Below are 25,609 nucleotides of genomic sequence, written 5' to 3' on the forward strand. Positions count from 1 at the left end.
CTCAGCCCCAGTGCGGCGGCACGTCGTCGCGCAGCTGCCGGTCGTTCTCGCCCGAGGAGTGCCGAGGAGGCTCGGGTGCGGGTGCAGGATCGCTGCCGGGCACCGGGTCGGTCGAGACCCGTCGCCCGCCGCGACGCCGCACCACGAGCGGGGCCGGCGTGACCGTGTCGACGACCGCAGGGTCGTCGACGGACGGCGCCGCGCCTCCTGCGGGGACCTCGTCGGGGCCGTGCAGACCCGTCGTCGCCGGCACCGGGTCAGAGCCGGTTGACGTGCTGGCGGGCCGACAGGGTCGGCACCTCCTGCGTGCGCGACCCGTCGATCCCGAGCACCTCGGCCACCCGTGCGGCCACGGAGTCGGGGTCGGTGAACAGCTGGAACGCGTGCACCCGCACGTAGTGCCAGCCGAGCCTGCGCAGAGTCTCTGGCCGGGCCCGCAGCGACTCGCGGAGGCTCGTGCGCGACAGCGTCGTGTCGGTCTCGATGGTGACGCAGACGCCGTCGTGCGCGGCGACCAGGCCGAGCTTGCCCCGGTGCCCGAGGGCGACGGGGATGCCCTTCGCCTCGAGGCGCCGGGCGAGGTCGACGAGCATCGGGTCGGAGTCGTCCGGCACGTGCTCGGCGCTGGTGCGCGCCTGCACCTCGGTGAGGATCTCGGACAGCGCGACGGTGCCGTGGCCCATGCGTCCGCCGTCGATGTCGGCGGGCTGGAAGCAGGTGACGATGATCATCGAGCGCCGGGCGCGCGTCATCGCGACCGCGAGCAGGCGCTCCCCGCCGGGCTGGCCGAGCGGGCCGAAGTCGCTGAGGACGCGGCCGTGCGGGGTGCGTCCGTAGCCGATCGAGAAGATCACGTGGTCACGGCTCTGCGCGACGCTCTGCTCGAGCGTGGCGACCATGAAGGGCTCGCCGCGGTCGCCGACGACGAACTCCGTGAGGTCCTTGTGGCCCGAGACCGCGGTGAGCACGGCCTGCTGCACGCGCACGGCGTGCTTCGCACTGGCGGTGATGACCATGAGCGACTCGGCCGGCCGGGTGCGCGCGTGCTCGACGACGAGCGAGACGACGCGGTCGACCTCGGCGTCGACGCTCTCGACGGCGCCGGACTCGGGGTCGGGCACGGCCGTGCCGCCCGAGACGTAGTCGAGCGCGATGCTGCCGTGCCCGAGGAAGCTGCCGGCCCACGGCAGCGACTCGATGCGCCCGCCGTAGAAGCGACGGTTGACCAGCTCGGCCAGGTCTTCTCCGCCGGCGCGGTAGCTGCGGGTCAGCGACAGGGTCGGGAGCAGGGTCGAGAGACGCGCGAGGGCGCTGTCGGCGTGCAGGGCGTCGAGCTCGGCCTCGTCGTGGCGCGGCGGCTGCTTGCCCGGCGTCACGGCGACGTCGAACTCCGACGGCGTCTGGGTGACCGGGTCGCCGAAGGCCACGGTCTGCTTGCCGCGGCGGATCGCCCCGACGTTCTCGGCGATGGTCGTCGCACCGGCGTCGACGAGCACGACCGTGTCGAACGGCACCGTGTCGGCGATGGTGTGCACCTCGTAGGGCGAGGCCAGCCAGACGGGGGCGATGGCGCGCGACAGGTGCGGCGCGGCGTCGTGCAGCAGGCGGGCCGTCAGGTGCGGCTGACGCAGCAGGGCCTTCAGGGCCGACGCCTCCTCCGGCCAGTCGACGAGCCCGATCTTCCAGTTCTCGGCGAGCTGCCACCCGAGCAGCTGGGCGCTGCCGGCCGCGTGGGCCTCGTCGACCAGACGGAAGTCGGCCTCGAGACGGTCGAGCATGGCGGTGTTCGCGCCGAGCAGCGCGCGGTCCGCCTCGAGCAGCGACTCGAGGGCCGAGCGCCACCAGGCGAGCTCGAGCTCGGCGGCGACCTGCTGCTCGGGCACGTGGCGGTTCGCGAGGTCCGTGATCAGGGGCGCCAGCTCGAGGTCGCGCAGGGTCGTCATGAGCTCGGTGCGCTCCTGCAGGTTCTGCAGCACGTCGCTCTCGGCGGCCAGGTCGCGCAGCTTCGGGCCCAGCTCGGCGACGCCGATCTCGGTCAGGCTGTCGTCGCCCCGCAGGCCGAGGGGCGCGTCGAGGCGCTCCAGGTCCTGGCTGACCTGCTGGTGCAGCACGTGCGCGTCGGCGATCCCCGTGGGGACCTCGGGCGGCGTGCCCGCGACGACGTAGCGCTGCCAGGCGATGCGCTGCTGCTGGATGCGCTGCAGGGCACTGTGCAGGTCGGCGATGTGCACGCCGGGCCGCACGTACTCCTTCGCGAGCTTCTTCAGGCGACGGCGGTTGGCGCTCGACATGTCGGGCGCCTCGCGCTTCGGCGCGGTGGCCGCGACGAGCTCGGCGACCGAGCGGTCGAAGACCACGGGCTGGAACTTGTCGAGCGTGTCGCGGATCTCGATCAGGAGGCGCAGGTAGACGCCCAGCTCGGCCACCGACTCGAAGGGGCGCATCCGGGTGCTGCCGATCACCTCCTGCGCTCGCTCGAGCAGGCGGGGCAGGTCACGGTGGTGCAGGTTCTTGGCCAGCTGGTGCGCGTCGCCGGCACCGAACGAGTCGGTGAAGCGGGCGCCGTACCAGGGCGAGTCGCCCGGGCCGTAGCGGAACTCGCCGAGGTTGGCGGCGTTCACCATCGTCTCGGCGACCCGGCGACGGCCGTCGACCATGGCCTCGACGCTGCGGCGGCTGAGGCGTGCGGTGGTCGCAGGAGGCGCGGGCAGCAGGGCCAGCCGCGACAGCTCCGTGAGGCAGTCGAGCACCGAGACGCGGAGGCCGTCGTCGCGTCGGCTCAGCGCCCCGCGGTAGTCGACCAGCACCTTGCGGAGGCGCACGAGCGCGTCGTCCACCTCGCCCATCTGCGGGTGGGTGGCCTTCTCGTCACGGCTGATGGCACGGATGACGTCACGGCGCAGCGTGGTCGGCGAGACGGCGACGCCGGGCAGGCCGATGTCGGCCAGACGGGCCGTGATGCCCCTCAGGGAGGCGCGGCGTGCGCTCACGACGAGCACCCGCTTGTTCTGCGACACCAGCCGGCCGATGGCGTTGACGATGGTCTGCGTCCCGCCCGTGCCCGGGAGGGTCTTAACGACGACGGAGGCGCCGGCCGCGATCTGCGCGACGACGTTCTCCTGTTCGGGGTCGGCGTCGAGCAGCAGGGTGTCGGTCTCGGGGCTGCGCTCGTCCTGGGGCGTCGCCGTGGTCGGCCGGTACCCCTCCTGCACCTGGCGGATCGCCATGGCGTTGCCGCCGAGCGCGTCGAGCACCGGGTGGCCGAGCTCACGGGCGTCGAGGGCCATCTCGGTCGAGACCTCGGCGAAGGTCGACACGACGAGGCGCGGCTGCACGGTGAACCAGTCGAGGTGCGCCGTGAGGCCGCGGAGGCGGTCGATCACGGGGTTGGGGGTGAACGCGCCCTCGCGGCTGGCGAGCGCGACGAACGCGTCGGCGTCGAGCGAGATGTCGAACTGGTCGTGCAGCGCGTCGGCCAGCGCCGGGTTGAGGAACGGCTCGCCGAGGAGCTTCACCTCGAAGTCGCGACCGTGGCGGCGGATCGCGAGCGGACGGAGCAGCACGGGCGCTCGGTGGTCGACCCCGGCGAACGACCAGGCGGCCACGCCGATGGCGAGGTGGACGGCGTCGATGCCGCGGACCGTGCTGAGCTCGAGGCCCTTCGCGGCGATCTCGCCGGCGGCGACGCGGGCGGTGCGGAGAGCGAGGTCGTCGCGGATGAGGCTCGACAGCAGGGTCGTCTTGCCGGTGATGAACTGGGCCAGGCCGCCCGGGTGCGTGGTGCTGAGCTCGATGCGGGCGCGCTGCTCGTCACCGAAGTGCAACAGGGTGGAGGTGCCGCCGACGACGCTCAGCTGGTCACGCCAGCCGGTGCGCGACGGCTCGGCCACGTTGCCCACGGCCAGGCCGGGGTCGCCGAGGCTGACCGTGCCGGGCGAGGCCGCTCCCCCGGGCGCGCCCGTAGGGGCGACGTCGGGACCTGTCCCGTCGTCGCCGTCGTCATGCTGTCTGTCGGCGCGCCACACACGGCCACCTTAAGCCGTCGTCACCGTGATCTGCCTCAGGACGGGCGGGTCGGCGGCGACTGGACGATCGCCTCCTGCACTCACGGTCGCCGACACGGACGCCGGCGCATGCGAACGACAGGTGTCGCCATGTCATCGACTGTGCTGTAAAGCATGATGCGATGCGTGCTGCACATCATGGTGACACGTCTTCATGTTTGCTGTCTCCCAGGGCCCAGCTGTGCTGCGCCGCGAGCTCGCATGGTCACCAGACGAGTGACAGGGCACTCGTCGTCACATATTTCTATCTATATCTACTCGTGCGACACGAGACTGCAGTACGGTCGGCGTCAACGGTCCTGTGGTGACGACGGATGCGCCGTCACCATGTGATCGCTCCCCCGCCCTCCCCACGACCGGAGAACACCACATGCCCTTCGAGCAGAAGTACACCGACGAGACGCGCGAGCAGTCGCTCGCCCGAGTTCTCGAACGCCGCGAGGCCGAGCCCGGCAACCGTGCCATCATCCGCGAGACCGCGGAGCAGTTCGAGGTCGGCGAGCAGTCGCTCCGCGGCTGGATCCGCGCCTGGGAGAAGGCGAACGCCCCCGCAGCGTCCGTCATCGCCGAGGAGGCGGCCGACACCGCCGAGGACGGCTCGGCCGTGCGCGGCGACGCCGACGCGCAGGACGAGCCGGTCGCCGCACCGGCGCCGCGCCGCGGTCGCCCGCCCGGCAGCACCAACAGCAACAGCGCCAAGGGCGGCGACCAGGCGTCTGCCGATCGCGTCGCCGAGCTCGAGGCGGAGGTCGCGAAGCTCCGTCGCGACCGCGACACCCTCAAGGCGGCCATCGGGGTGCTCGTCGGCGACTGACCAGCACCGGCGCAGACCAGCACCGGCGCAGCCGGGTCACGGGCCGCGGCGAGCGCGGCGGCAGCGGGGGCTGCTGCCGGGCTCGCCGCGGCCTCGTCCACGGTGTGGCGTGCAGGGCGCACAGCACGACGTGCTCGCGCGTCGTGCTGTGTCATGTCGCGGCTCCCGTGACACGGACGAAACACGCGCTGCCTATGCTGACGCGACGCGGAGCGCGCAGACGCCGCTCCCCGGACGCGAGGAGGACGCCATGGCCGGCAAGTTCATCGTCACGCAGGGCGAGTCGGGCGAGTACCGCTTCGTGCTCACCGCCGCGAACGGCGAGGTGATCGCGACCTCGGAGGGCTACCGCCAGAAGGGCTCCGCGCTCAACGGCATCGACTCCGTGCGCCGCACCGCGGTCGACGCGATCGTCGACGACCGCACGCTGGTGCCCTCGCCGACGCACGCCGACTGACCCGCGCCTCCTCGGAGCGCTCCCCATTCAGGAAGACGTGTCCTGAGCTGCGCGGCGGGGGGACTCTGCGTCCTGAATCGTGCACGGATCAGGAGAACGCGGCAGCAAGTTCCTGAGTCAGCCAGCCTGAGTCAGCCGGCCTGGGTCAGCCGGGCTCGGCCCCCGTCGCGACGGGGCGGTCGGGGTCGGACGACCACGCGCTCCACGACCCGGGGAACAGCACGGGGTCGAAGCCGGCGACCGTCAGCGCGACGGCGGCGTGGGCGGCCGTGACGCCCGAGCCGCAGTAGACCGCGACGGGCTCGCCCGGCCGGACGCCCGCCTCCTCGTACCTCGCGCGCAGCGCCTCCGGGCCGAGGAAGAGGCCCGACTCGTCGAGGTTGCCCGACGTCGGGACGCTCACGGCTCCCGGCACGTGCCCGGCCCGCGGGTCGACCGGCTCGACCTCGCCGCGGTACCGCTCCCCCGCGCGGCTGTCGACGAGGATGCCGCGCGACGGGAAGTCGGCGGCCTCGTCGGCGTCGATCGTCGGCAGCTGGCCTGAGGCGAGCACGACGTCGCCGGTCGCGGGTCGCACGTCCCCGGTCTCGAGCGGCAGTCCCGCCGCGGTCCAGGCTCCGAGCCCGCCGTCGAGCAGTCGCACGTCGTCGAGGCCGGCGGCCCGCAGCAGCCACCACGCCCTGGCCGCGGACTGTCCGCCCAGGTCGTCGTAGACCACGACGGGCTCGCCCTCGCGCAGTCCCCAGCCCCGCGCGGACCGCTGCAGCGCGTCGGTCGCGGGCAGGGGGTGACGCCCCTCCGTCGGCGCCAGGCCGTGCCCCGCGAGCTCGGACCCGAGGTCGACGTAGACGGCACCCGGCAGGTGCCCCTCGCGGTGGGCCGGCCGCCCGTCGGGACGGTCCAGCCGCCAGCGCACGTCGAGGAGGCGCGGCGGACGATCTCCGCGCAGCGACCGTTCCAGCTCGGCGACGGAGACGAGGGGGTGCGGCGCGGCGTCGCGAGCACCGGCGGAGTCAGCATCGTCGGTGGCGGCGGCGTCGGCAGGGTCGGCGGTGTCCATGCCGCGAGGGTAGCCGCCGGGCCTAGGCTCGGGTCGTGCCCGACGCCCCTGCCCCGCAGTCTCCGTGGGAGGCCGCCGCGGGCGAGGCGCTCTCGGGACTGCACCCGCGCCTCCTGCCGTACTTCAGGGCGATCCCGGCCGGCTCGGTCGGACGCGGCGAGGGCGTGTTCGCCCGCGCGGGCACGCCTCGCCGCTGGCTCTGGCCCGTGCTGTGGGTGCTCGGCCGCCAGGGCGTCCTCTTCGCCGCCTGGCAGCACGACGTGCCCTTCACCGTCACGAACCGGCCCGGCGTCGACGACGCGGGTGCTCCCGTCGTCCGCGCGGTCCGCACGTTCCGCTTCACGTCCGGCGAGCGCCGCATGGTCGACGCCGTCACCGCGACGCCGACGGGCCTCGTCGACCACCTCGGGCACCGGAGGCGCTGGTCGGCCGAACTCGTCGCGAACACCCGCGACGGAGCCCTGGTGATGACGTCCGGCACCATGCGCCACCGCGTCGGACGCCGTTCTCTCTCGCTGCCCGCCGCCGTCTCGCCGCGCGTCTCGCTGCGCGAGGAGTTCGACGAGGCAGCCGGGCGCCAGCGGGTCTCGGTGACCCTCGACGCGCCGATCGTCGGCAGGATCTACGAGTACACGGGCCACTTCGACTACACGGTCGAGCCCGACGACACAGGGGGAACATCATCGTGACCGACCACATCGTCATCGCCGGGGCGTCCGGCTTCATCGGCCAGCACCTCGCCGCAGCGTGGCGTGCCCGAGGCATCCGCGTCAGCGAGATCGGCCGCTCCGGCCCCGACGCACGCTGGGGCGACACCGCCGCGATCACCCGCCTGCTCGACGGCGCCGACCTGCTCGTCAACCTCGCGGGCAAGAGCGTGAACTGCCGGTACGGCCCGGCGAACCGGGCGGAGATCATGCGCTCACGGGTCGAGACCACCCGCGAGCTGAGGGAGGCGGTGCTCGCCTGCGCCGCGCCTCCTCGGCTCTGGCTGAACTCGTCGACCGCGACGATCTACCGGCACGCCGAGGACCGCCCGATGACGGAGTCGACGGGCGAGCTCGGGAAGGGCTTCTCCGTCGACGTCGCCACGAGCTGGGAGCGCGAGTTCTTCGCGGGCGAGCTGCCGGGGACCCGCCGTGTCGCTCTGCGCATGGCCATCGTGCTCGGCGACGGCAGCGCGCTGGTGCCCTTGATGAACCTCGCCAGGGCGGGGCTCGGCGGGCCGCAGCTCGACGGTCCGTGGCCGGCGACGCGAGCGCGGCTCGCAGCCGGCACCCACCACCACCAGGGCGCGGAAGGCGGCCGCCAGAAGTTCAGCTGGATCCACGTGGACGACGTGCTCGGCTCGATCGAGTGGCTCCGCGAGCACGACGAGGTCGACGGGGTCGTGAACCTCTCGGCGCCGAACCCGAGCGACAACCGCACGATGATGGGGATCGTCCGCCGGGCGGTGGGGATGCCGGTCGGGCTGCCCGCGACCCGCTGGATGCTCGAGCTCGGCACCGCCGTGCTGCGGACCGAGACCGAGCTCGTGCTCAAGAGCCGCTGGGTCGTGCCCGAGCGGCTCGTCGAGGGCGGCTACACGTTCGTGCACCCGCACCTCGACGAGACCGTGAAGCAGATCGTCGCGGAGCGCCGCCGCCGCTGAGGCGCCCGCTCGGGCCCCCTCAACGGCCGTAGGTCAGGCGGCGCAACACCCACTCGGCGGGGCCCTGCCGGCCGGCCCGGTCGAGCAGCACCGCGACGACGACCGTGACGAGCCAGACGCCGACGGCGATCAGCGAGATCGACAGCGTCCCCGCGCCCACCCCGAGGCCGAGCGCCCACGGCTTCAGCAGCAGCACGAAGAGGACCGACTGCAGCAGGTAGCAGGTGAGCGACCGCCGGCCCACCGCGACGAGCGCCCGCACCGCCGCCGAGGTGGGGACGAGCACGGAGGCGGTCCGCGCCTCCTGCGCACCGACCCACCAGCCGACGAGGCCCAGCAGGGCGAGGGCGCCGACCACGCCGGTGGCGCCGTGCAGCACGCCGAGCAGGTACAGCACGACGGGGCCGGGCTGCCAGACGCCGATCGTGGCGAGCACGAGCGGGAGGGCGCCGAGCACGCTGACGGGGAACCCGACGAGCGTGAGGCGGCGCAGCAGCGGCAGGTGCTCGGCGGGGCACTCGAGGACGCGGCGCCGTCCGAGGAGCGTGCCCAGCACGGCGATGGGCAGGAGCATGCCGACGGTGAGGGGCGCGGTGAAGATCAGCCCCACCAGGGCGAGGAGGCGCCAGAGGGCGTCGCCGAGGACGGTGCCGACCTCGATCGGCAGGCCGTCGATCTCGCCGGGGCCGCCTCCCGCGAGACCGTCCTGGCCGGCCACGGCGAGGAACACCACGAGAGTCGACCAGCCCACGATCCTGAAGGCCCGGTCGCTCGCCGCGAACATGGCCGCGAGCACCAGCCCGAGCAGTCCGTAGCTGAGCAGGATGTCGCCCTCGAAGAGGAACACGACGTGCAGCGCCCCGAGCACGATCAGCCAGAGGCTCCGGCGCAGGAGGAGCGCCCTGGCCCTGGCACGCGGCACGCCGCGCGCGGCCTGGCGCTGCACGAGCACCGTGAAGCCGTAGGCGAAGAGCAGCGTGAAGAGGGGGAACGAGCGGTTGTCGACGAACGTGCCGACGAGCACGTCGGCCACGTGGTCGCCCGTGCTGCCGTCCACCGGACGGGCCAGCGGACCCGTGACGCGGTCGGTCACGTAGTACACGCTGTTCGCGAGCGCGATGCCGAGCAGGGCGATCCCGCGGAGCAGGTCGGGGGCGATGAACCGGCCGGCCGCGGCGACGGGGCCGCTGTAGGCGACGGTCTCGCCAGCGAGGTGCGGGGCCACGGGGGCGGGATGCGGCATCGACGTCATCCGTCCAGCGTGGCGGGTCGGTGCCCGCTGCGCCTCAGCCGCTCGGCCGACCCCTCAGGCAGACGTCAGTCGAGGGGGAGCTTGGCGGAGAGCTCGGCGTCGGACGGCTCGACCAGATGGCTGCCGTCGGGGAACACGACCACGGGGATCTGCGTGCGGCCGCTGATCGCGAAGGCGCGGTCGGCCCCGTCGTCGACCGACTCGAGGTCGACGTAGTCGTAGGCCACGCCCTCGCGGTCGAGCAGCGCCTTCGAGCGGCGGCAGTCACGGCACCACTCGGCGCCGAACATGAGGATGCGGTCGGGGGCTGCGTCGGACATGCGTCCATCGTACGCTCGGCACCTCAGCGCTCCGCTCGACACCTGTCGCCCGGAGAGCCTCCGTGCGGCCCTCGTGCCCGATGGGATACTGGCGGCTCACCACGAGAGGACCGCCGTGAGACGACTGCGCGACGACCAGCCGAGGATGCACCTCGTCATGATGCTGACCCTGACCTTCTCGACGGGCATCGTCGACGCCGTCGGCTACCTCGGCCTCGACCGCGTGTTCACGGCGAACATGACGGGCAACGTGGTCATCCTCGGCATGGCGATCGCCCAGGCCGACGGCCTGCCGATCCTCGGGCCCGTCATCGCCCTCCTGACGTTCCTGCTCGGCGCGGCCCTCGGGGGCCGCCTGCTGCGCGGCGCCCGGGTCGGCTGGTCGGGCCGCAGCACCGTCACCTTCTCGAGCACCGGCGCGCTCCTCGTCGGCCTGGGCGTCGCCTCCTTCGTGGCCACCCCTGAGGAGGGCACCCCCTGGGCGTACACGGTCACGGGGCTGCTCGGCCTCGCCATGGGCCTGCAGGCAGCGAGCGCCCGTCGGCTCGCCGTGGCCGACGTCACGACCATCGTCGTCACCTCGACCATCGTCGGGCTCGCGTCCGACTCGCGCCTCGCCGGGGGCGACGGGACCCGGGCCGGTCGTCGCGTCCTCGCGGTGCTCGCCATCCTCGCCGGCGCCGCGGCGGGGGCACTGCTGCTGCGGGTCGACATCGGCGTCGGCATGGCGGTCGCGGGCGGCCTCACGATGTTGGTCGCGCTGACGGGGCACCTCCTGCGGGCCCGGCGTGCCGAGCTCGCCGCGGCGGCCGGGGCAGCAGCAGCCGAGGAGGCGGCGGCCGCGTCGACAGGAGCCGCGACGAAGTAGGGACGGCGGGTCAGGCGAGCGGCTGCACGGGCGACGCCGTCTCGGCGCCCCGGCCCGTCTCGGCCGTCCGGTCGGAGAAGACCTGACGGAGGCGGACGAGGGCGATCTCGACCAGCTGGGCCCCCACCTCCTCCTTCTCGGCCTCGTCGTCGAGCTTGAGGCGACGGTCGAGCTCGGCGACGACCTCGTCACGGCTGCGGCCGGCGGTGCGGATGACGAAGGCGCGACCGAAGCGCTCCTCGTACACCGCGCCTCCCTCGGCCAGGGCCTTGACGAGCTGGGGGTCGTCGGTCTCGTGGGCGGCGCGTTGCTCGCGACGCTCGTACTCGTCGGCGCCAGCGTCGCCGGTCGCGGGATCGGCGACGAGGTCGTGCTGCTCGAGCGCCTCGTCGACCTCGGCGGGGGTGAGCGACGCGCCTGCGCGACGCGCGACCTCGAGGAGGGCGTCGACGTCGGCGAAGGGAGCCTCGCCGGCCACCTCGTCGACCCAGCGAGGCACGGACAGGGCGGTGGCCAGCCGCTCGCGCAGCTCGCCTTCGGGGAGGTCGATCATGCCGTGAACTGTATCCGGCGGCGGGCGGACCGGCCCCGGCACGGCGCCGGGCGTGGCTAGGTTGGGCGCATGCGCATCGCCCTCGCCCAGATCTGGAGCACCCGCGACCCGGCCCGCAACCTCCGTGAGGTCGTGCGGGCAGCCGAGGAGGCGGCGGCCGCGGGAGCCTCGCTGGTCGTGTTCCCCGAGGCGGCCATGACCGCGTTCGGCTCCGACCTGGCCGCGGCGGCCGAGCCGCTCGACGGGCCCTGGGGCTCCGCCGTCCGCCAGCTCGCGGGGCGGCTCGGCGTGACGATCGTCGTCGGGACGTTCACGCCTGGGCAGGACGGGAAGGTGCGGAACACCCTCCTCGTGGCGGGGCCCGCCGGCGAGCAGCTCGCGAGCTACGACAAGGTGCACCTCTTCGACGCGTTCGGCCACGCGGAGTCCGACTCGGTCGAGGGCGGCGACGAGGCCGTCACGGTGGGCGTCGGCAGCGGCGTGGGCGTCGACGGCGACGGCGGTCGCGGGGTCGTCCTCGGACTGGCCACCTGCTACGACGTGCGGTTCCCCGCGCTGTTCCTCGCGAACGCCGGGTCGGGCGCCGAGGTCAGCGTCGTCGCCGCGTCGTGGGGCGACGGGCCGGGCAAGGTCGAGCAATGGCAGCTGCTGACACGCGCCCGCGCGGCCGACAGCACGACCTTCGTCGTGGCCGTCGGGCAGGCCGACCCCGTCGCGGTCACGGCGGCGGCCAGGGCCTCCGGCGACGCCGAGACGGAGCGTGACGCGACGGCCGCCGCCGCCAGCGCGTCGCCGACCGGCGTCGGGCACAGCCTCGTCGCGTCGCCCCTCGGGGCCGTCGTCGCCGAGCTCGGCGCCGAGCCGGGAGTGCTCGTCGTCGACCTCGACCTCGACGAGGTCGCGACGGCACGGCGCACCCTGCCCGTGCTCGCGAACCAGCGCTTCGCGGTGGCGGGTCGCCCGGGGAGCTGACGCCGCACCTCCTCGGGGGGTGTCGGTCGGCGGGCGGGCTGACGCCGCACCTCCTCGTGGGGTGTCGGTCCGCGGGCCTACGGTGGGGCCATGACTCGTTCGCAGCAGCCGCCCTCCGTCGTCGTCGCGATCACCGGCGGGCGTGTGGTCCCCGTCGTGGGCGAGCCGGTCGACGGCGGCACGGTGCTGATCCGCGACGGCGTGGTCGAGGCCGTGGGCGCGGCCGCTGACGTCGAGGTGCCCGCTGGCGCCCGGGTGGTCGACGCCACCGGCCGGTGGGTGCTGCCCGGCTTCGTCGAGGCGCACGGCCACGTCGGCATCAGCGAGGAGGCGAACGGGCCCGTCGGCAACGACACCAACGAGATGACCGACCCGAACACCGCCGGGGTGCGGGCGATCGACGCGATCGACATCGACGACGAGGGGTTCCGCGACGCGCTCTCTGGCGGCGTCACGAGCGTCGTCGTCAAGCCCGGCAGCGGCAACGTGATCGGCGGCCGCACCGTGGCGATCAAGACGTGGGGCAGCCGCACGATCGACGAGCAGGTGATCAAGGGGGCGGTGAGCGTCAAGTCCGCGCTGGGCGAGAACCCGAAACGGGTCTACGGCAGCCGCGACGCCTTGCCCTCGACCCGGCTCGGAGTCGCGTACGTGCTGCGGCAGGCCTTCGAGGACGCCCGGTTCTATGCAGCGTCACGCGCGGCGGCGGCGGTGGCGAGCGAGCCGTTCCGGCGCGACCTCCGGCTCGAGACGCTCGCCGACGTGCTCGACGGCACCCTCGTGTGGGACCAGCACGTGCACCGGCACGACGACATCGCCACGGCGATCAGGCTGTCGGAGGAATTCGGCTACCGCCTCGTCGTCAACCACGGCACCGAGGGGCACAAGCTGGCCGACGTGCTGGCCGAGAAGGGCATCCCGGTGATCTTCGGGCCGATGCTCACCTCGCGCACCAAGGTCGAGCTGCGCGACCGGGCCATCTCGAATCTCGCCGCTCTCGCACGCGCCGGCGTCACGGTGGCCATCACGACCGACCACCCGGTCGTGCCGATCAACTTCCTGGTGCACCAGGCGTCGTTCGCGGTGAAGGAGGGGCTCGACCCCGTCGTCGCGCTCGAGGCGCTGACGATCAACCCGGCACGCATGCTGGGGCTCGACGACCGGGTGGGGGCACTGGTGCCCGGGCTCGACGGCGACGTCGTCATCTGGTCGGGCGACCCGCTCGACGTGATGAGCCGCGCCGAGCACGTGCTGATCGCCGGGGCGACCGTGTACGAGTGGGATGCGGCAGCGGGGCGCGGCCGGACAGTCGAGCGGTCGGAGCGGTTCGTCGCGGCGGCTGCCGCGGCTGCCGCGGGGCGCGGCGGCCGCACGCGCGGCCGGCGGGCCAGCCGGCCGTAGGCCAGGGATGGTCGCGTCTCGACGGGACTCGGCTCGACTCGACTCGACTCGACTCGACGCGACTCGACTCGACGCACGAGAGCGCATCGCAATGCGAGAGAGATCCGGCCGGCCGCGACCCTCCCCGCTGGCATCTCGGTCGCCGGCCAGCCGGATCACTCTCGAATTACGGGCACGGAACAGGCGCAGAGGCGAGCCCGGTCGGCCAGGGCGCGACGGCCGGGTCCCGCGGGCGGCGACCGCCTACGGGGCGTCGGGCGAGTCGACCTCGACGGTGCCGGCGACGATCTGGTCGCGCAGGGCGTCGACCTCGGCGGCGAGGTCGGCCGGCACGCTCGACTCCAGGTCGTGGAACGGCGCGAGGCCGACGCCCTCGTTCTCGAGCGTGCCGACGTAGGGCTCGTTCGTGAAGCTGTCGTCGGTCGTCGAGACGGCGATCTCGCGGACGGCCTGCTCGGTGTCCTTCAGCACGGAGGTGAGCAGGATCGGGCGGTACGCCTCGGGCAGCGTGTCCCAGCCGTCGTTGTCGACCCAGATGACGCTCACTCCCCCGGCGTCGAGCGCGGCGGAGGCGGCGCCCTCGCCGACCTGGCCGGCGACGGGCATGATCACGTCGGCACCCTGGTCGATCAGCGCCTGGGCGACCTGCTTGCCCTTGTTGACGTCCTCGAAGTCGCCGGTGAACGAGCCGTCGCGGGCGACCGGGTCCCAGCCGATCAGACGGACGGAGGCCCCGTGCGCGGCGTTGTAGGCGTCGACGCCCTGCGCGAAGCCGTCCATGAAGAGGGTCACGGGGGGCTGGTTGCCGCCGCCGAAGGTGCCCACGGCGCCGGTCTTCGAGACCCCGGCCGCGAGGTAGCCGGCGAGGTACGACGCCTGCGCCGTGTCGAAGAGGATCGGCTTCACGTTGTCGCCCTCGACGGTCTCGTCGACGATCGCGAAGTCGACGTCGGGGTTCGCCGCGGCCTGCTCCTCGGTGGCGGCGGCGAGCTCGTAGCCGACGGTCAGGACGAATCCGCAGCCGGACTCGACGGCCTGGGTGACGTTCGGCGCCAGGTCGGTCTCGGAGGTCGAGACGAGCACCTGCGAGGCGACGCCGTCCGCCTCGGCGGCCTGGAGGCCTGCCCAGCTCGACTGGTTGAACGAACGGTCGTCGAGACCGCCCGAGTTCGTCACCATGCGGGCGCAGTGCGCCGCGGTCGTCGCGCTGCCCCCGTCGTCCGACGGTGCTGACGCGCACCCCGACAGCAGGACGAGCCCGGCCAGGCCCGCTGCGGCGCCGAGGAGGCGCGGGCGCGCGGAGCGGGACGACGAGTGTGACAGGACGGGGACGGGCACGGCGGCACGGACAGACACGACGGATGACCTCCTGGACGGCGAGCGGACGCTGCTCTGGCGATGATCATGGCACCTCCCCCGCTCGGGCACGGTCCCGTGACCGCGACCGGGCCCAGGCGGTGTCGAATCGTGACCTGAGGAGGAGCGGCGTCAGTCCTCGGGGAGCCCCGCCGCCCGGGCCAGCAGCGCGAGCTGGACCCGGCCGTCGACGCCGAGCTTGTCGTAGGCGTGGCCGAGGTGGGTCTTCACGGTCGCGACGCTGACGTACAGCTCGGCGCCGATCTGCGCGTTCGAGCGGCCGCGGACGACGCCGCGCACGACGTCGGCCTCGCGGGCGGTGAGCAGGGCGAGACGGGACCGGGCCTCCGCGGCCGCGGCCGCCGCCTCCTCGGCACTGCCGTCGACCGGCTGCACGGGGACGGACGCCGTCGCGGCTCCGATCACGCGGTCGAGCACGCTCGGCGAGAGGGTCGAACGGCCCTGTGCCGCCGCGAGGACCGCGGCGACGAGCTCGGCCGGAGGGGTGTCCTTGAGCAGGAAGCCGCGGGCGCCGAGGCGGAGCGCCCCCAGCACCATTTCGTCCGCGTCGAAGGTCGTCAGCACGAGCACCGCGAGGTCGGGTCGACGCCGGAGCTCGAGCTCGGTCGCGGCGAGGCCGTCTCGGCGGGGCATGCGGATGTCCATCAGCACGACGTCGGGCACGGTCTCGGCGATGACGTGCTCGGCCTCGACGCCGTCGGCCGCCTCGCCCACCACCTCGACGGACGGCTCGCCGCCGAGGATGAGGCGGAGGCCGGTCCGGACGAGCCTCTCGTCGTCGACGAGGACGACACGGACGGGCGCGGGGGCGGGCGTGCGGCCGGCGCTGCCGCCGCTGCCGGTGGCGGTGTTCAGCGGGTCCACGGCAGCCTCGCCTCCACGACGTGCCGGTCGGCCGTCGAGTCGACCGTCAGGTGCCCGCCGACGAGGCGGGCTCGCTCAGCCAGCCCGTCGAGGCCGTGACCGGAGCCAGACCCGGCGGCGACTGCCGCCACCACCGGGTTCTCGACGCGGATCACGAGCTCGCGCCCTGGACGGCCCTGCAGCTCGACCGTCACCGGCTGCCCGGGCGCGTGCCGCCGGGCGTTCGTCAGGCACTCCTGCACGATGCGGAACGCGTGCCGGCTGATGGTCGTGGGAGGCGCCTCCTCGCCCCTGCTGCGGTCTGGTGCGTCGTCTGCGGGGACGAAGTCGAGCGAGCCAGGCGGCAGGGCCGACTCGAGCTGGACCACGGTGCCCGCGGACCGGGCCTCGTCGAGCAGCGCGCCGAGCCCGGCGAGCGTCGGCTGCGGCGGGGCCACCGCAGTGCTCGCGCCCCTGCCGCCCGGGGCAGGGTCGCGCAGCACCCCGAGCACGTCGCGCAGCTCGGTCAGCGCCGTCCGGGCGTTCTCGCGGATGACGCCCGCGGTCGCCCGCGTCTCAGCCGGGTCGAGGTCGTCGCGGTACTCGAGCGCCCCGGCGTGCAGGGCGACGAGCGAGAGCCGGTGGGCGAGCACGTCGTGCATCTCGCGGGCGATCCGGGTGCGCTCGTGGTCGCGGGCCTGGGCCAGGCGGAGGTGCTCCTCCTCCTCGACGAGGCGGGCACGCTCGCGCAGGCTGCGGAGCAGCTCACGGCGACCGCCGATGTAGAGGCCGACGACGACGATCAGGGCCGTGACGACGACGACCGCGACGAGGGTCTGCCAGAGCGGGAGGACCGGCTCGGAACGGAAGTACAGCACCTCGCCGAGGACGCTGGCGACGACGAAGGCGACTGCCGCAGGGATGATCTCGACCGCCCGACGACGGGTCGCGAGCGACACGAGCATGAGCGACGCGGCGCACGACGCGAACGGCGAGATGCCCGCGAGCACGACCGCCACCAGGGTGAGGACGAACGGGGCGCGGTGCCGGAGCGGCAGCAGCACGAGCACCGTGAGCCCGACGAGCACGTCGAGGAACACGAAGAGGCCGAACAGCGGCTCGGCATCGCGGACACCGGCCGGGTCGCCGAACCAGACCGCAAGCGACACGACCAGGCCGAGGACGAGCGCGACCAGCAGCCGCCACGTCTCGCCCCACGCGCGGGCCCAGCCACGGGGTCTGCCGTCGGTCGCCGTGGCGGTGGTGGTCTCGGTGCTCATGCTCCGAGCGTACGGAGGGGGCGCCTCCTCGGGGATCGACCGAAGGTCGGAGGTGGGCCCGACGGCCCGAGACCGCGCCAGTTCGGCGTGCAGGAAGTCCGTCGACGCGGTTCCTGCGTCGTGCACGCCTCAGGAACATCGGTCCCCCCGCCGCGAGGTGCAGGACCGATGTTCCTGAATGGGGAGGAGAGGTCAGCCCGTGTTCTGCAGGCCGGCCGCGATGCCGTTGACGGTGAGCAGCAGGAGGCGGTGGTCGGCGTCCGCAGGGTCCTTCTCGACCGAGCGGCGGATGCCCCGCAGCGCGCGCAGCTGCAGCAGCGACAGCGCGTCGACGTAGGGGCTCCGGAGGCGCACCGAGCGGCTCAGCACCGGTCGCCCCTCGAGCACGTCGCTCGACCCGCTCGTCGCGAGCACCCACTCGCGGGTCAGCGCCATCTCGGCGAGCACCCGGTCGGCGAGGTCGTCGCGCTCGGCGAGGCCGAGGTAGCGGCGGGCGATGTGGTCGTCCGTCTTCGCCAGCGACAGCTCGACGTTCTTGATCATGGTGCGGAACAGCGGCCACGCCTCGTACGCCTCGCGCAGCACCTGCACGTCGCCGACCGCGGCGAGCGCCGAGCCGAGGCCGTACCAGCCGGCGAGGTTGATGCGGGCCTGGGTCCACGCGAACACCCACGGGATCGCCCGCAGGTCTTCGAGCGACTCGACCGAGAGGCCGCGCCGTGCGGGACGCGAGCCGAGCGCGAGCAGGCCCACCTCCTCCATCGGGGTGACCGTGGCGAACCAGGTGGCGAACCCGTCTGCCTTGACCAGGCCGAAGAAGGCGTCGCGCGAGGCGGCGTCCATCGTGGCGGCGAGGGGGGCGAAGCGCTCGGCGGAGGCGGCGTTCGCGGCGGCCGTGGACGGCGTCGACGCGTGCAGCGTCGCGGCGGCCATCTGCTCGATGTGGCGGGCGGCGATCACCTTGTTGCCGTAGTTCGCGAGGATCACCTCGCCCTGCTCGGTGATCTTGAACCGGCCCTCGACCGACCCGGGCGGCTGGGCGCGGACGGCCTCGTGGGCCGGTCCGCCGCCGCGGCCCATCGAGCCGCCGCGGCCGTGGAACAGGGTCAGCTCGATGTCGTTGCTCCGCGCCCACTCGGCGATGCGCGCCTGCGCGTCGTAGAGGGCGAAGGTGGCGCTGACGGGGCCGACGTCCTTCGACGAGTCGGAGTAGCCGAGCATCACCTCGAGCTTGCGGCCGGTCGCGGCGAGACGGCGCTGCACGGCGTCGGTCTGCAGGGCCTCGTCCAGGATGCGCGTGGACGCCTCGAGGTCGGCGAAGGTCTCGAACAGCGGGATGACGTCGAGCACCGGAGCGGCCTCGACCGAGCCGAGGGCCAGCTCGGCCAGCTCGACGACGTTCGCGAGGTCGGCCGACGACTGGGTGAACGACACGATGTACCGGGAGGCGGCACGACGCCCGAAGCGCTGCTGCAGCTCGGCCACGGTGCGGAACACGTCCAGCACCTCGACGGTCTGCTCGCTGAGCTCGCCGCCAGCGCGCGCCTCCTCGAGGGCGGTGCGGTGCACCTGCGAGTGCTGGCGCACCTCGAGCTCGGCGAGGTGGAAGCCGAACGTCTCGACCTGCCAGACGAGGTTCTGCAGCTCGCCGTTGGCCGCGCGGTGGGCCCCGGCCGCACGCAGCGACGCCTGGACGGTGCGGAGGTCGGCGAGCAGGGCGTCGGGTCCGGCGTAGGCGAGGGCCTCGACGCCGCGTCGGGTGGCGTCGATCCGCTCGGCGACGAAGAGCAGCACCCGGCGATGGGTCTCGTTGGGCGAGCGGATGCCGATGCGCGAGGCCGTGTCGGGGTCGAGCGCGCGCTGCTGCTCGGCGAGCTCGCGGACGCCCGCGTCGGCCGGGGTGTCGGCCTCGTCGAGGGTGAGCGTGCCGCCGATCCGGCTCGCCGCGCGGTGCAGGCCGAGCAGCACGTGCTCGGACGCGATCTCGGCGGCGGCACGGGTGACCTCGGCGGTGACGTGCGGGTTGCCGTCGCGATCGCCGCCGATCCAGCTGCTGAAGCGCATGAACGCCGGGGCGGCCACCGGCTGGCGACCTGCCGCGTCGCCGTTCAGGCGGTCGTCGAGCACGCGGTAGACGTGCGGCACGACCTCGAAGAGCGTCTGGTCGAAGACGTTCATCGCGGTGCGGACCTCGTCGAGCGGGGTCGGGCGCGTGGTGCGGAGCGGCGAGGTGCGCCACAGCACGTCGATCTCCTCGAGGAGGCGGCGCTCGGTCTCGAGCAGGTCGGCTGTGCTCTGCGCGGCGTCGCGCTCGTCGAGCAGGTCGCTGATGCGGCGGATGGTGCTCGCGACCGCACGACGGCGGGCCTCGGTGGGGTGCGCGGTGAAGACGGGCTGGAACCGCAGTGCCTGCAGACGTGCCGACGCCTCCTCGGCCCCCAGCTCGTCGACGAGCCGCTCGACGGCCGCGGGCAGCGAGTCGGCGCGCTCACGGCGGCGGCGCAGCACGCGGACGCGGTGGTGCTCCTCGGCGAGGTTCGAGAGGTGGAAGTAGACGGTGAACGCCCGAGCGACCTGCTCGGCGCGCTCCTGGTCGAGCTCCGCGACGATCTCGCCGGCGCGGTCGACGGGCTCGGCCGAGTCCGTCTTGCCGGCGTGGCCCGCGGCGGCGTCCTCGTAGGCGGAGATGACGGCGGCGCGGAGCCGCTCGACGTCGGCCAGCAGGTCGGGGCCGCCGGCCTCTGTGAGCACGCGCCCGAGCAGGCTGCCCAGGAAGCTCACGTCGGCACGCAGGTCCGTGTCGACCGCCCCCCTGACGTCGTCTCGGCTGGCTCCGTCGGGTCGCTTGGCGGTGTCGGTGTCGGTCACGGGACCATCATGGACGAAAGCGGGGTCGGATGACGCCGTGTGCCGCCTCCGGCCCACGAGGGAATTCGCACCCCGGCCCGGGCCCCCGCCCGGGACCGGGTCAGAACCAGCGGTGCAGCAGCTGCTCGAGCACGTTCTTCGCGACGCCGACGGGGCCGCTCGCGGGCTCGCCGTCGTCCTTGCCGACCGCCCTCAGGAGCGCGGCCTGCGCCTCCTCGTAGTCGTCGGCGTCGTCCTCGTCGAAGTCGGCGGGGGCGTCGCTCCGGGCAGCCGCGAGCGCCTCGAGCTGCGCGACGCTCCAGCGCATGCCGACGGGCTGCGGCGCCGACTCGATCAGCTGGTGGATCTCGAGGTCGGAGCGCCTGCCCCGAGGGTCGGCCGCGGCCCGGATCAGGTCGGTGAGCCCCTGCAGGCTCGCCTCCGAGCTGCGCGCCGCCTGCACGCGTCGTGCTCGGCTGCACAGGTCGTAGAGCAGTCCCTCGTCCATGGTCGTCTCCCCCGCTCGTGGATCTCGAGCATGGCAGGTCGTTCGGCTGCGGCCCAGGCGACCCGGCTGCGAGGATGGTCCCGTGACCGACGAGCCCCGCCCCCGCCGCCGCGCCGACGTGACCGAGGTCGACCTCGTCGGCGGCCCCGAGGCCGTGGCGGTCACGCTGCACGACTACGACCCGCGCTGGCCCGAGCTCTACCGCGAGCACGAGCGGCGCATCGTCGACGCACTCGCGACGACCGGCACCCGCGCCGACGTCGAGCACATCGGCTCGACCTCGGTGCCCGGGCTGGCCGCCAAGCCGATCGTCGACGTCGTCGTCGCGGTCGACGACGTCACCGCCGAGGAGGACTGGCTGGAGCCCCTGCTCGCCGCCGGCTACCTGCTGCGTGTGCGCGAGCCGGGACACCGGCTGGTGCGCACGCCCGAGCGCGACGTGCACGTGCACGTGTACGACCGCGGGGCTCCTGCGGTGGCCGAGTACCTCCTCCTGCGCGACCACCTGCGCCGTGACGACGACGACCGCGCGCTGTACGAGCGGACGAAGCGTGACCTGCTCGCCCGCCACTGGGACGACATGAACGACTACGCCGACGCCAAGACCGACGTGATCACCGCGATCAGGGGCCGGGCGAGGGAGGCGCGCGAGGGCTGACGGGGGCGGCTCGCGCAGCTACGCTGCCGCCATGGACCGCAACGGCCGCATCTTCGACACCGCGTTCGCCGACGTCTACCCGCTCTACGTCGCGAAGGCCGAGCGGAAGGGCCACACGCGGGCCGAGGTCGACACGGTGATCTCGTGGCTGACCGGCTACGACGACGCGCGGCTCGCCGGGCACCTCGCCGCGCGCACGACCTTCCGCGACTTCTTCGCCGCCGCCGAGCTGAACCCCAGGGCCTCGCTCGTGACCGGCGTGATCTGCGGCGTCCGCATCGAGGAGCTCGACGACGAGCTGATGCAGCAGATCCGACGCCTCGACAAGCTGGTCGACGAGGTCGCGCGCGGCCGCGCCATGACGAAGGTGCTGCGCGAGGGCTGAGGTCGCCGGCTGGGCTGGCCGAGCCCGCTAGCCGAGGCCGCCCGTCGTGAGTCGGCGGAGTGCCGCCCACTGCAACAGCATGATGGTCTTGCCGTCGACGATCCGGCCGTCGTCGACCATGGCCAGCGCCTCGGCGAACGACAGCTCGAGCACCTCGATCTCCTCGCCCTCGTCGGCCACTCCCCCGCCGGCGCTCGTCCGGTCGGCGGGGCTGTACTCGGCGGCGTAGAAGTGCACCCGCTCGGTGACGGATCCCGGGCTCATGTAGGCGTCGAACACGTGCGTGAGCGCGCCGACCTCGACGCCCAGCTCCTCGCTCGCCTCGCGACGGATCGCCGTCTCCGGGTCGTCCTCGTCGAGCAGGCCAGCGGCGGCCTCGACGAGCATCCCGTCCGGGTGGTCGTTGACGTACGCCGGGAACCGGAACTGGCGGGTCAGCAGGACGGTGTCGCGGGCAGGGTCGACGAGCAGGATCGTCGCGCCGTTGCCGCGGTCGTAGGTCTCGCGCTGCTGCGTCGTCCAGGCCCCGTCCCGTCCGCGGACGTCGAAGGTGGTGCGCCGCAGCACGTGCCAGCCGTCGGAGGTGACCTCGACGTCGCGCACCACCACGTCGGGGTTGCCCTCGAGGTCGCGCCCGACCGTGTCGAGGCCGGTGCGACCGCGACCGTCGGGCCGGTCCCGCTCGCCGGGTGCCGAGGGCCGCAGAGGCCGCAGAGGCCGAGGTGGGATCGGGGACGTGTCCGGGGACGTGTCCGGGGACGTGTCCGGGGACGGGGACGTGGTCATGGCGCTCCTCCGTGGGCCAGGTGGAGGACCCCACTCTAGGAGGCGGCGGGAGGCCAGCCCGAGCCGCTTGACTGGGCCTCATGAAGACGCTCATCGTCACCGCCCATCCTGACCCCGAGTCGCTCACCGCCGGCATCGCCGAGCTGGTGCGGGCGGCGCTGGAGCCCGGCGAGGTCGAGATCGCCGATCTCGCCGCCGAGGGCTTCGACCCGCGGTTCGGCGCCGCCGACCGTCACACCTACCGGGTCGGCGGCGAGTTCCCCGACGACGTCGCAGCCGAGCACCGCCGTCTCGACGCCGCCGACCACCTCGTGCTCGTCTTCCCCGTCTGGTGGTGGTCGATGCCGGCCCTGCTCAAGGGGTGGATCGACCGGGTGTTCGTGAACGGCTGGGCGTTCGACGTCGACGGCGCCGAGGGCGGCACCGGGATGCGACGCAACCTCGGCGGGCTCACGATCCACCTCCTCCTCGTGGCCGGCGACAGTGCCTCGACCTACGAGAAGCACGGCTACGAGCAGGCTCTCGAGACGCAGGTCAGGCACGGGATCGTCGACTACGTCGGAGCCCGACGCGGCATCACGGCGTGGGTGCACAACAGCGAGCGGGACGACGCGGAGGGCCGACGGATCGCCGTCGAGGAGGCGGTGGCCCAGGTGGCCGCATCCGTGCGGGGAGCCTGACGCACCTCCGGTCGCGGCTCCGAGCGATCTCCGAGCGGGATCTGAGCGATCTCCGAGCTACGGGCCGCGACGGCGTCCTAGCATCGAGTCACCGAGTTGAGCCACACCGACTCAACTCTTGACACGACACCGACTCCGTCACGGAAGGGGACTCTTCATCATGGCCATGACCTTCGATCCTTTCACCGAGCTCGACCGCCTCGCCGGCAGCCTGCTCGCGACGCGGCAGGGCCCGCGGCAGATGCCCGTCGACCTGTACCGCGACGGCGACCGCTACGTGCTCTCCGCCGACATGCCGGGCGTCGACCCCGGCAGCGTCGACGTCGACGTGGACGGCCAGGTGCTCACCGTCAAGGCCCAGCGGACGGCCGACGCCCGCACCGGCGCACAGTGGCTCGCGAAGGAGCGCCCGCACGGCTCGTACCTTCGCCAGTTCAGCCTGGGCGAGGGAGTCGACGCGAGCGGCATCTCGGCGCACTACGACGCCGGCGTCCTCTCGATCGTCATCCCGGTGACGCAGAAGGCCGCCCCGCGCCGCATCGAGGTGACGACCAGCCCGGCGACGGCCGTCGAGACGGCGTCTGGCTCGGGCATCGGCACGACGCAGGCCGGGTCCGAGTCGACTCGCACCGGTGCCGACACGGCGTCGACGAGCGCGTAGGAGGCGCGGGTGAGCACGTTCGCGCTGCAGGCACTCGCCGAGACGGTCGGTGAGCACCGGCCGTACTGGGACCCGTCCGCGGACGACGACGGCTGACCCGTCCAGGCGTCCCGCCCTCAGGCACCCCGTAGTGGACGATGCACCCCGTGGTCACGGGGTGCATCGTCCACTGCGGGGTGCTTCGCGGCGGCGACGGCGACGGCGGCGGCGGCCGCGCCTCAGCGGCGCGAGACCCGCTCGTCGCCGCCGACGATCGTCCGCACCGTGTCGGTCGAGATGCGCTCGTCGCGCGCCGGTCCCGTGGTCTCGGCCGCCGCCTCCTCGGCACCGGCCCCTGAGGCGGCTGCGTGGGCCGCGTCGCCGTGGCCGTCGGCGCTCATCGTCGACTCGTCGAAGGGCGACCGGCCGCCGAGCACGCGCTCGACCTGCTCCTTGTCGACCTCGCGGGTCCAGGTGCCGACGAGCAAAGTCGCTACGGCGTTGCCGGTGAAGTTCGTGAGGGCGCGGGCCTCCGACATGAAGCGGTCGATGCCGACGATGACGCCGACCCCGTCGACCAGGTCGGGGCGGTGCGCCTGCAGGCCTCCGGCGAGCGTCGCGATGCCGGCACCGGTGACCCCTGCGGCGCCCTTCGAGGCGATCATCATGAACAGCAGCAGCGAGAGCTGCTCCCCCACGCTCAGCGGAGTGCCCATCGCGTTGGCGATGAACAGCGACGCCATCGTCAGGTAGATCGCCGTGCCGTCGAGGTTGAACGAGTAGCCGGTGGGCACCGTGATGCCGACGACGGGCTTCGAGACGCCGAGGTGCTCCATCTTCGCGATGAGGCGGGGCAGGGCCACCTCGCTCGACGAGGTCGACACGATCAGCAGGTACTCGCGGCCGAGGTAGCGCATGACCCGGAAGATGTTGATGCCCGTGACGAGCTTCAGCACCGTGCCGAGCACTCCCGCGACGAACACGATGCAGGTGACGTAGAACGCGATCATCAGGGTCGCGAGCGCGACGATCGCGGCGACGCCGGTCTCGCCGACGACGGCCGCGATGGCGCCGAACGCACCGATCGGGGCGACCCACATGATCATCGCGAGGATGCGGAACACCAGCACCTGCAGGTTGCGGACCCCCTCGAGGATCGTCGCGCCGCGGGCGCCCATCCGCTGCAGCGCGAAGCCGACGAGCAGGGCCACGAAGAGCGTCTGCAGGATCGAGCCGCTGGTCAGCGACGAGACGAGCGTCTCGGGGATGATGCCGAGCAGGAAGCCAGCGGTGCCGCCCGCCTCCGCGCTGACCGGTGCCTCGTAGCCGGTGCTGCCGACCATCAGGCCCTCGCCCGGGTGGATCAGGTTGCCGACGACCAGGCCGATCGCCAGCGCGAAGGTCGACATCGCGATGAAGTAGCCGAGCGCGAGCCCGCCGACCTTGCCGACGGTCGCCGCCTTCGCGATCGAGCCGACGCCGAGCACGATCGTGCAGAAGATCACCGGCGCGATCATCATCGAGATCAGCGACACGAACGCGGTGCCGATCGGCTTCAGCTGCACCGCCACGTCGGGTGCGGTGAGGCCGACGAGGATGCCGGCCCCGACCGCGACGATCACGGCGATGTAGAGCCAGTGCGACTTCTCGATCCGCCGGAGGCGCGAGAGGGGCGAACGGTGGATCGTGTCGTCTCGGGGGGAGGGCGTCGTTGCCATCGGTGGTCCTCGTGCTCGTGACCGGGACGACGTCGTCGCCGGTCGGCGGGTGGATCGGGCCAGCATGACCTCGGTGCGCCCGGGGCACGAGCTTGCGTTCATAGTGTTCGCGGCGGACTCGGGTGTGTCTGCGGCGGTCGCTAGGGTGGCGCCATGACCGACGACGACGTCACCGTGAAGACCGTCCAGCTGCGCCGCTACGAGCTCGCCCCCGGGGTGCTCGACGACTTCGTCGCCTGGTTCGGCTCCCGGCTGGTGCCGGCCCGCACCTCCTCGGGCTTCACGATCGAGTTCGCGTACGCCGACCGCGACGTCGACGAGTTCACCTGGGCCGTCAGCGCTCCCGGCGACGCCGACGCTTTCCTGGCGCTCGAGGCGGAGTACCTGGCGTCCGAGGCCCGTGCTGCGGCCTTCGCCGGAGAGCCGACGCGGGTCGCCGTGTCGCACGTGCGGCTGGTCGAGCCCGTCCTCTAGG

Annotated in this window: 25 protein-coding genes; 12 read left to right on the top strand and 13 right to left on the bottom strand. The window is 73.4% G+C overall.

Going from position 1 to position 25,609, the window contains the following annotated elements:
• Position 1: 1 nt before the first annotated feature.
• Both JOE35_RS13295 and JOE35_RS13300 read right to left on the bottom strand, forming a co-directional pair.
• Positions 2-253, bottom strand: a complete 252-nt coding sequence (locus JOE35_RS13295) for a hypothetical protein (protein WP_209561459.1) — start codon at positions 251-253, stop codon at positions 2-4.
• A 4-nt stretch (positions 254-257) separates the two neighbouring features.
• Entirely contained in the window at positions 258-4,025 is a 3,768-nt protein-coding gene (locus tag JOE35_RS13300) for an AAA family ATPase (protein ID WP_209561460.1), read from the bottom strand.
• Positions 4,026-4,434: 409 nt separating this feature from the next.
• Here JOE35_RS13300 and JOE35_RS13305 point away from each other — a divergent pair, with 409 nt between their 5' ends.
• Positions 4,435-4,878, top strand: a complete 444-nt coding sequence (locus tag JOE35_RS13305; RefSeq protein ID WP_209561461.1) for a hypothetical protein — start codon at positions 4,435-4,437, stop codon at positions 4,876-4,878.
• 250 nt (positions 4,879-5,128) lie between these two features.
• The gene (locus JOE35_RS13310; protein ID WP_209561462.1) at positions 5,129-5,335 is read left to right on the top strand and encodes a DUF1508 domain-containing protein; all 207 of its coding nucleotides are present in this window, start codon (positions 5,129-5,131) and stop codon (positions 5,333-5,335) included.
• Positions 5,336-5,480: 145 nt separating this feature from the next.
• Here the strand turns inward: JOE35_RS13310 and JOE35_RS13315 are convergent, their stop codons facing one another.
• Complete coding sequence (locus JOE35_RS13315) at positions 5,481-6,395, bottom strand: sulfurtransferase (protein WP_209561463.1); 915 nt, start codon at positions 6,393-6,395, stop codon at positions 5,481-5,483.
• A 35-nt stretch (positions 6,396-6,430) separates the two neighbouring features.
• On the opposite strand from JOE35_RS13315, the gene JOE35_RS13320 reads away from it, so the two are divergent.
• Together JOE35_RS13320 and JOE35_RS13325 are read left to right on the top strand one after the other, a co-directional pair.
• Positions 6,431-7,084, top strand: a complete 654-nt coding sequence (locus JOE35_RS13320; protein WP_209561464.1) for a DUF4166 domain-containing protein — start codon at positions 6,431-6,433, stop codon at positions 7,082-7,084.
• A complete protein-coding gene (locus JOE35_RS13325) occupies positions 7,081-8,046 on the top strand; it encodes an epimerase (RefSeq protein ID WP_209561465.1) in 966 nt (321 codons plus the stop codon). Before JOE35_RS13320 ends, JOE35_RS13325 begins: the two co-directional genes overlap by 4 nt.
• A gap of 19 nt (positions 8,047-8,065) precedes the next feature.
• Here JOE35_RS13325 and JOE35_RS13330 read toward each other — a convergent pair whose 3' ends face one another.
• A complete protein-coding gene (locus JOE35_RS13330; protein ID WP_245186117.1) occupies positions 8,066-9,298 on the bottom strand; it encodes a DUF418 domain-containing protein in 1,233 nt (410 codons plus the stop codon).
• Between the two features lie 65 nt (positions 9,299-9,363).
• On the bottom strand, positions 9,364-9,618 hold the full coding sequence (locus JOE35_RS13335; RefSeq protein WP_123547970.1) for a glutaredoxin domain-containing protein: 255 nt from the start codon (positions 9,616-9,618) through the stop codon (positions 9,364-9,366).
• A gap of 115 nt (positions 9,619-9,733) precedes the next feature.
• Between JOE35_RS13335 and JOE35_RS13340 the strand changes: the two genes are divergently transcribed.
• Positions 9,734-10,486, top strand: a complete 753-nt coding sequence (locus tag JOE35_RS13340) for a YoaK family protein (RefSeq protein WP_307803088.1) — start codon at positions 9,734-9,736, stop codon at positions 10,484-10,486.
• Positions 10,487-10,496: 10 nt separating this feature from the next.
• Here JOE35_RS13340 and JOE35_RS13345 read toward each other — a convergent pair whose 3' ends face one another.
• A complete protein-coding gene (locus JOE35_RS13345) occupies positions 10,497-11,039 on the bottom strand; it encodes a 2-oxo-4-hydroxy-4-carboxy-5-ureidoimidazoline decarboxylase (RefSeq protein ID WP_209561466.1) in 543 nt (180 codons plus the stop codon).
• Positions 11,040-11,108: 69 nt separating this feature from the next.
• Here JOE35_RS13345 and JOE35_RS13350 point away from each other — a divergent pair, with 69 nt between their 5' ends.
• Together JOE35_RS13350 and JOE35_RS13355 are read left to right on the top strand one after the other, a co-directional pair.
• Complete coding sequence (locus tag JOE35_RS13350; RefSeq protein ID WP_209561467.1) at positions 11,109-12,011, top strand: carbon-nitrogen hydrolase family protein; 903 nt, start codon at positions 11,109-11,111, stop codon at positions 12,009-12,011.
• 90 nt (positions 12,012-12,101) lie between these two features.
• Positions 12,102-13,412, top strand: a complete 1,311-nt coding sequence (locus JOE35_RS13355; protein ID WP_209561468.1) for an amidohydrolase — start codon at positions 12,102-12,104, stop codon at positions 13,410-13,412.
• 243 nt (positions 13,413-13,655) lie between these two features.
• Here the strand turns inward: JOE35_RS13355 and JOE35_RS13360 are convergent, their stop codons facing one another.
• The 5 genes from JOE35_RS13360 to JOE35_RS13380 form a co-directional block, all read right to left on the bottom strand.
• Positions 13,656-14,768 carry a BMP family ABC transporter substrate-binding protein gene (locus tag JOE35_RS13360; RefSeq protein ID WP_307803089.1) on the bottom strand — a complete coding sequence of 371 codons (1,113 nt, stop codon included), beginning with the start codon at positions 14,766-14,768 and terminating at the stop codon, positions 13,656-13,658.
• A 132-nt stretch (positions 14,769-14,900) separates the two neighbouring features.
• Positions 14,901-15,653 (bottom strand): response regulator transcription factor, encoded by a 753-nt coding sequence (locus JOE35_RS13365; RefSeq protein WP_307803090.1) that lies wholly within the window; start codon positions 15,651-15,653, stop codon positions 14,901-14,903.
• On the bottom strand, positions 15,641-16,912 hold the full coding sequence (locus JOE35_RS13370; RefSeq protein ID WP_209561469.1) for a sensor histidine kinase: 1,272 nt from the start codon (positions 16,910-16,912) through the stop codon (positions 15,641-15,643). Before JOE35_RS13370 ends, JOE35_RS13365 begins: the two co-directional genes overlap by 13 nt.
• Positions 16,913-17,104: 192 nt before the next feature.
• Positions 17,105-19,780: a phosphoenolpyruvate carboxylase gene (locus JOE35_RS13375; RefSeq protein WP_209561470.1), complete on the bottom strand. Its 2,676-nt coding sequence runs from the start codon at positions 19,778-19,780 to the stop codon at positions 17,105-17,107.
• A 100-nt stretch (positions 19,781-19,880) separates the two neighbouring features.
• Complete coding sequence (locus tag JOE35_RS13380) at positions 19,881-20,267, bottom strand: hypothetical protein (protein ID WP_209561471.1); 387 nt, start codon at positions 20,265-20,267, stop codon at positions 19,881-19,883.
• Between the two features lie 82 nt (positions 20,268-20,349).
• Here JOE35_RS13380 and JOE35_RS13385 point away from each other — a divergent pair, with 82 nt between their 5' ends.
• On the top strand, positions 20,350-20,925 hold the full coding sequence (locus JOE35_RS13385; RefSeq protein WP_307803091.1) for a GrpB family protein: 576 nt from the start codon (positions 20,350-20,352) through the stop codon (positions 20,923-20,925).
• A gap of 31 nt (positions 20,926-20,956) precedes the next feature.
• On the top strand, positions 20,957-21,310 hold the full coding sequence (locus JOE35_RS13390) for a DUF2200 domain-containing protein (RefSeq protein WP_209561473.1): 354 nt from the start codon (positions 20,957-20,959) through the stop codon (positions 21,308-21,310).
• A 27-nt stretch (positions 21,311-21,337) separates the two neighbouring features.
• On the opposite strand, the gene JOE35_RS13395 is transcribed toward JOE35_RS13390, so the two are convergent.
• Entirely contained in the window at positions 21,338-22,096 is a 759-nt protein-coding gene (locus JOE35_RS13395) for an NUDIX domain-containing protein (protein ID WP_209561474.1), read from the bottom strand.
• Positions 22,097-22,176: 80 nt separating this feature from the next.
• Here JOE35_RS13395 and JOE35_RS13400 point away from each other — a divergent pair, with 80 nt between their 5' ends.
• Together JOE35_RS13400 and JOE35_RS13405 are read left to right on the top strand one after the other, a co-directional pair.
• Entirely contained in the window at positions 22,177-22,776 is a 600-nt protein-coding gene (locus JOE35_RS13400) for an NAD(P)H-dependent oxidoreductase (protein WP_209561475.1), read from the top strand.
• Between the two features lie 166 nt (positions 22,777-22,942).
• Positions 22,943-23,437, top strand: a complete 495-nt coding sequence (locus tag JOE35_RS13405; protein ID WP_245186118.1) for an Hsp20/alpha crystallin family protein — start codon at positions 22,943-22,945, stop codon at positions 23,435-23,437.
• 218 nt (positions 23,438-23,655) lie between these two features.
• Here JOE35_RS13405 and JOE35_RS13410 read toward each other — a convergent pair whose 3' ends face one another.
• Positions 23,656-25,134 (bottom strand): cation:dicarboxylate symporter family transporter, encoded by a 1,479-nt coding sequence (locus tag JOE35_RS13410; RefSeq protein ID WP_209561477.1) that lies wholly within the window; start codon positions 25,132-25,134, stop codon positions 23,656-23,658.
• Positions 25,135-25,287: 153 nt separating this feature from the next.
• Between JOE35_RS13410 and JOE35_RS13415 the strand changes: the two genes are divergently transcribed.
• Positions 25,288-25,608: a hypothetical protein gene (locus tag JOE35_RS13415; RefSeq protein WP_245186119.1), complete on the top strand. Its 321-nt coding sequence runs from the start codon at positions 25,288-25,290 to the stop codon at positions 25,606-25,608.
• The last annotated feature ends 1 nt before the right edge of the window (position 25,609 follow it).

Origin of the sequence: Frigoribacterium sp. PvP032 (genome assembly GCF_017833035.1) — a bacterium.
Lineage (GTDB): Bacteria > Actinomycetota > Actinomycetes > Actinomycetales > Microbacteriaceae > Frigoribacterium.

What these genes read in the sequence shown, in the direction of transcription:
- JOE35_RS13410 (WP_209561477.1), bottom strand. Translation starts at nt 25,134, where the DNA reads ATGGCAACGACGCCCTCCCCCCGAGACGACACGATCCACCGTTCGCCC.
- JOE35_RS13350 (WP_209561467.1), top strand. Translation starts at nt 11,109, where the DNA reads ATGCGCATCGCCCTCGCCCAGATCTGGAGCACCCGCGACCCGGCCCGC.
- JOE35_RS13395 (WP_209561474.1), bottom strand. Translation starts at nt 22,096, where the DNA reads ATGACCACGTCCCCGTCCCCGGACACGTCCCCGGACACGTCCCCGGAC.
- JOE35_RS13415 (WP_245186119.1), top strand. Translation starts at nt 25,288, where the DNA reads ATGACCGACGACGACGTCACCGTGAAGACCGTCCAGCTGCGCCGCTAC.
- JOE35_RS13335 (WP_123547970.1), bottom strand. Translation starts at nt 9,618, where the DNA reads ATGTCCGACGCAGCCCCCGACCGCATCCTCATGTTCGGCGCCGAGTGG.
- JOE35_RS13400 (WP_209561475.1), top strand. Translation starts at nt 22,177, where the DNA reads ATGAAGACGCTCATCGTCACCGCCCATCCTGACCCCGAGTCGCTCACC.
- JOE35_RS13330 (WP_245186117.1), bottom strand. Translation starts at nt 9,298, where the DNA reads ATGACGTCGATGCCGCATCCCGCCCCCGTGGCCCCGCACCTCGCTGGC.
- JOE35_RS13315 (WP_209561463.1), bottom strand. Translation starts at nt 6,395, where the DNA reads ATGGACACCGCCGACCCTGCCGACGCCGCCGCCACCGACGATGCTGAC.
- JOE35_RS13345 (WP_209561466.1), bottom strand. Translation starts at nt 11,039, where the DNA reads ATGATCGACCTCCCCGAAGGCGAGCTGCGCGAGCGGCTGGCCACCGCC.
- JOE35_RS13380 (WP_209561471.1), bottom strand. Translation starts at nt 20,267, where the DNA reads ATGGACGAGGGACTGCTCTACGACCTGTGCAGCCGAGCACGACGCGTG.
- JOE35_RS13305 (WP_209561461.1), top strand. Translation starts at nt 4,435, where the DNA reads ATGCCCTTCGAGCAGAAGTACACCGACGAGACGCGCGAGCAGTCGCTC.
- JOE35_RS13310 (WP_209561462.1), top strand. Translation starts at nt 5,129, where the DNA reads ATGGCCGGCAAGTTCATCGTCACGCAGGGCGAGTCGGGCGAGTACCGC.
- JOE35_RS13390 (WP_209561473.1), top strand. Translation starts at nt 20,957, where the DNA reads ATGGACCGCAACGGCCGCATCTTCGACACCGCGTTCGCCGACGTCTAC.
- JOE35_RS13405 (WP_245186118.1), top strand. Translation starts at nt 22,943, where the DNA reads ATGACCTTCGATCCTTTCACCGAGCTCGACCGCCTCGCCGGCAGCCTG.
- JOE35_RS13370 (WP_209561469.1), bottom strand. Translation starts at nt 16,912, where the DNA reads ATGAGCACCGAGACCACCACCGCCACGGCGACCGACGGCAGACCCCGT.
- JOE35_RS13355 (WP_209561468.1), top strand. Translation starts at nt 12,102, where the DNA reads ATGACTCGTTCGCAGCAGCCGCCCTCCGTCGTCGTCGCGATCACCGGC.